The organism is Agrobacterium sp. NPDC058088 (assembly GCF_042885035.1).
In the GTDB taxonomy this organism is placed as follows: Bacteria; Pseudomonadota; Alphaproteobacteria; order Rhizobiales; family Rhizobiaceae; genus Agrobacterium.
The window spans coordinates 1-2793 of record NZ_JBHVSU010000028.1; the positions used below are offsets into that span (position 1 = coordinate 1).

3 protein-coding genes and 1 pseudogene are annotated in these 2793 nt (G+C 58.6%); 1 reads left to right on the forward strand and 3 read right to left on the reverse strand.

The features are described from left to right. A pseudogene (locus ACFVTJ_RS25340) lies at positions 1 to 168 on the forward strand (IS5/IS1182 family transposase); the annotation flags it as partial. Between the two features lie 181 nt (positions 169 to 349). On the opposite strand, the gene ACFVTJ_RS25345 reads toward ACFVTJ_RS25340, so the two are convergent. From ACFVTJ_RS25345 to tnpA, 3 genes are all read right to left on the reverse strand, one after another. After that, a complete protein-coding gene (locus ACFVTJ_RS25345; protein ID WP_386911266.1) occupies positions 350 to 1909 on the reverse strand; it encodes an IS66-like element ISAtu6 family transposase in 1560 nt (519 codons plus the stop codon). A 72-nt stretch (positions 1910 to 1981) separates the two neighbouring features. Further along, positions 1982 to 2329 (reverse strand): IS66 family insertion sequence element accessory protein TnpB, encoded by a 348-nt coding sequence (tnpB, locus tag ACFVTJ_RS25350; RefSeq protein ID WP_012478058.1) that lies wholly within the window; start codon positions 2327 to 2329, stop codon positions 1982 to 1984. Continuing rightward, positions 2326 to 2688, reverse strand: a complete 363-nt coding sequence (gene tnpA / locus ACFVTJ_RS25355) for an IS66-like element accessory protein TnpA (RefSeq protein ID WP_221106483.1) — start codon at positions 2686 to 2688, stop codon at positions 2326 to 2328. The genes tnpB and tnpA overlap by 4 nt, the downstream gene beginning before the upstream one ends. Between the last annotated feature and the right edge of the window lie 105 nt (positions 2689 to 2793).

Below are 2793 nucleotides of genomic sequence, written 5' to 3' on the forward strand. Positions count from 1 at the left end.
GTGAGCGTCCGGCGAAAGCGTTTTCGGGTGTCGAGAGATGGAAGCTATGAGCCGCGTTTCATTTCATCGGCCATGACGCGGTCGATTATTTCAGGATCGCACTGTGTGTCGATGAGGAACTCGCGGATACCGCCGTCCCACGTCCTGATGTCGGCAAGTAGGCTTTGAAGTTCTTCGATGCCATTCCCGGTCAGACCCTTCGTGCCATCTTCACTGCCATCGCTGACGTAAACCAGTTCGCCCTCGGAGATGTTGTCCGGGTTTGCGGTTACTTCTTCGATCAATTCGAGGTTTTCGCCGATCATACCGGCGACTTGGCTGAGCGTATAGATGAACCTCGAGCGAGCCATCAGGCGGCCTCGCATCGAGCTGGTATCCAGTTCCAGGGCAGCAGATCTTCAAGTCGGTCCTTGGGGTGATCCTGGATCCGGGTCAGGACATCTGTCAGGTAGAGCTCCGGATTATGGCCGTGCCGTTTAACCGTCTCGATGATGGTCAGAATGGTGGCGATGCGCTCACCGCCCTTGTCCGATCCCGCAAACAGCCAGTTTTTCCTTCCAATTCCGAGCGGACGCATGGCTCGTTCAGCGATGTTGTTGTCGATTTCGACACGGCCATCATCGATGTAGACGCTCAAGGCGGCCCATCGCGACAGCGCATATCGCATTGCCTCGGCCAGCTTCTGCTTCTGTGGCAAAGTTGAGATTGTCGCCTCGATCCAAGTCTTCAGCTCGTCCAGAATGGGTCTGGCGTGGTGTTGGCGCAGGGTACGACGCTCATCAGCCGACATGCCGCGGATACGATCCTCGATATCGTAGAGCGCGCCGATGCGCGACAGCGCTTCGTCGGCGATCGGCGATGGCTTCAGCTTGATCACGTCATGGAACTTGCGACGTACATGCGCCATGCAGGCGGCCTCAACGATCTGGTTGCCGTAGAGTTGTCTGTAGCCGCCATAACCGTCGGCATGCATGACGCCGCTGAAGCTTGCCAGGTGGTCAGCCGGATGCGCGCCCTTTCGATCAGGACTGTAGTAATAGGCGATGGCTGCCGGAGTGGTGGCTTGATAGCCACTGCCGTCGAAGACGTAGACCCAGACCCTGCCGGTTTTTGTCTTGCCCCGTCCGGGGTCGAGAACATCGACCGGGGTATCGTCCGTATGTATTCGGTCAAGCGCGGCGATGTGGGCCCTGATCAACAAGACGATGGGTGTCAGCAAAGCGGATACGCGGCCGACCCAGTCGGCCATCACGGAGCGCGATATGTCTATTCCCAGCCGATCATACATCTCTGAGAGACGGTAGAGCGGAATGTGATCATCGAACTTGGAGACCATGATATGGGCGAGCAATCCAGGCCCGGGCTTGCCGCGCTCGATCGGCAAGGTCGGCATCTCGCCAGCCACTGTCGTATCGCATTCCTTGCAGATCATCCGCTTCTCGACATGGCGGACAATCTTGACCGACGCCGGCACGTGTTCCAGCACCTGAACCACCCTGTCGGGCGCCTTCAGGAACGAGGTGCCACCGCAGGTCGGGCAATTACAGGGAGCCGCATAGATCAGCTCTTCGGTGGCGAGACCATCGGGCAATGGTTTGCGCTTCGGCTTGTCCGGCGCGTCGTCCAAATCCGGCAAGGGTGTTTTCCCGGCGCGCAGTTCAGCCTCGGCACGGGAAGCCTCAATCTCCTCCAGCATCAGTTCGAACTGCTCTATCTTCCGGTCGATCTTTTCCGAAGAGGCGCCATGCTGCCGATGTCGGAGAAGCTCCAGTTGCGCGCGAAGAAGCCCTATGATGGAGTCTCGCTTGATGACCTCAGCTTCCTGGCTCTCAAGCTTCGCCGCCTGTTCGGCGACCAGTGCGCGCAAAGCAGTGAGTTCGTCCTGACTGTCCAGCGGCGCCGTTTCCATATCCGCAAATCTAGCCGATTTGCCTCTGACGCGCCAGCGTTAAGCCTCGGATGCCCTTGCAAAATATAGCTTTTATCCCGTTCGGCCAGGAGCGGACGTCCATGCCGGGCGGCGCCAATCAATCCCCTCAACCAGCATGGAAAGCTGCGCCTGCGTCAGGTGCGCGACACCTTCTTTCGCTGTCGGCCAGGGAAAGTATCCACGCTCCAAAATCTTGTAGAACAGGCAGAACCCCTGGCCGTCCCACCAGAGAAGCTTGATCCGGTCGGCGCGCTTTCCGCGGAAGCCGAAAATCGCGCCCGAGCCCGGCGCCTCCTTCACCACCGTCTCGACCAGTGCGGACAGACCATCAATGCCACGCCGCATATCGGTCACTCCGCAGGCCAGATAGACTCGCACATTCCCCGATGGTCCGATCATGCCGCCTCCACGCAAGCGACCAGCGGACCGAGCAGCTTCAACTCAACGTCAGCAGGAACCTTCAGGCACCGACCGTTCCGCAGCAATATCTCAACGATCGCCGGCCTCGTTACCGTGGTAGACGCCTGACTTACGCCAGCCTCCTCCATGATTTCCACTGGAAGGAACACCGTCGGTCGATCAACATAGTTGAACGACTTCCGCCACAAGCGGATCTGGCCAGGATGAACGTCATGCCGGCGCGCCACCTCACCAATGCGAGCACCGGGTTCATCAGCTTGCGCCAGTATCCTTAGCTTCGCCTCGTCCGACCAGCGCCGCCTGCGCTCAGTACCGGACATGATCTCCATGCGAGCCATGAAACCTCTTTGTTCTGGTATTAATGTCAGCACTAATGCTGGTTCTAATTCCAGAACATCGCCTGATTTGCTCGATCAGCAAAAACAGCTCACCGGACGCTCACG

Coding starts and splice junctions, on each gene's coding strand:
- tnpA (WP_221106483.1), bottom strand. CDS start 2,688: ATGGCTCGCATGGAGATCATGTCCGGTACTGAGCGCAGGCGGCGCTGG.
- ACFVTJ_RS25345 (WP_386911266.1), bottom strand. CDS start 1,909: ATGGAAACGGCGCCGCTGGACAGTCAGGACGAACTCACTGCTTTGCGC.
- tnpB (WP_012478058.1), bottom strand. CDS start 2,329: ATGATCGGACCATCGGGGAATGTGCGAGTCTATCTGGCCTGCGGAGTG.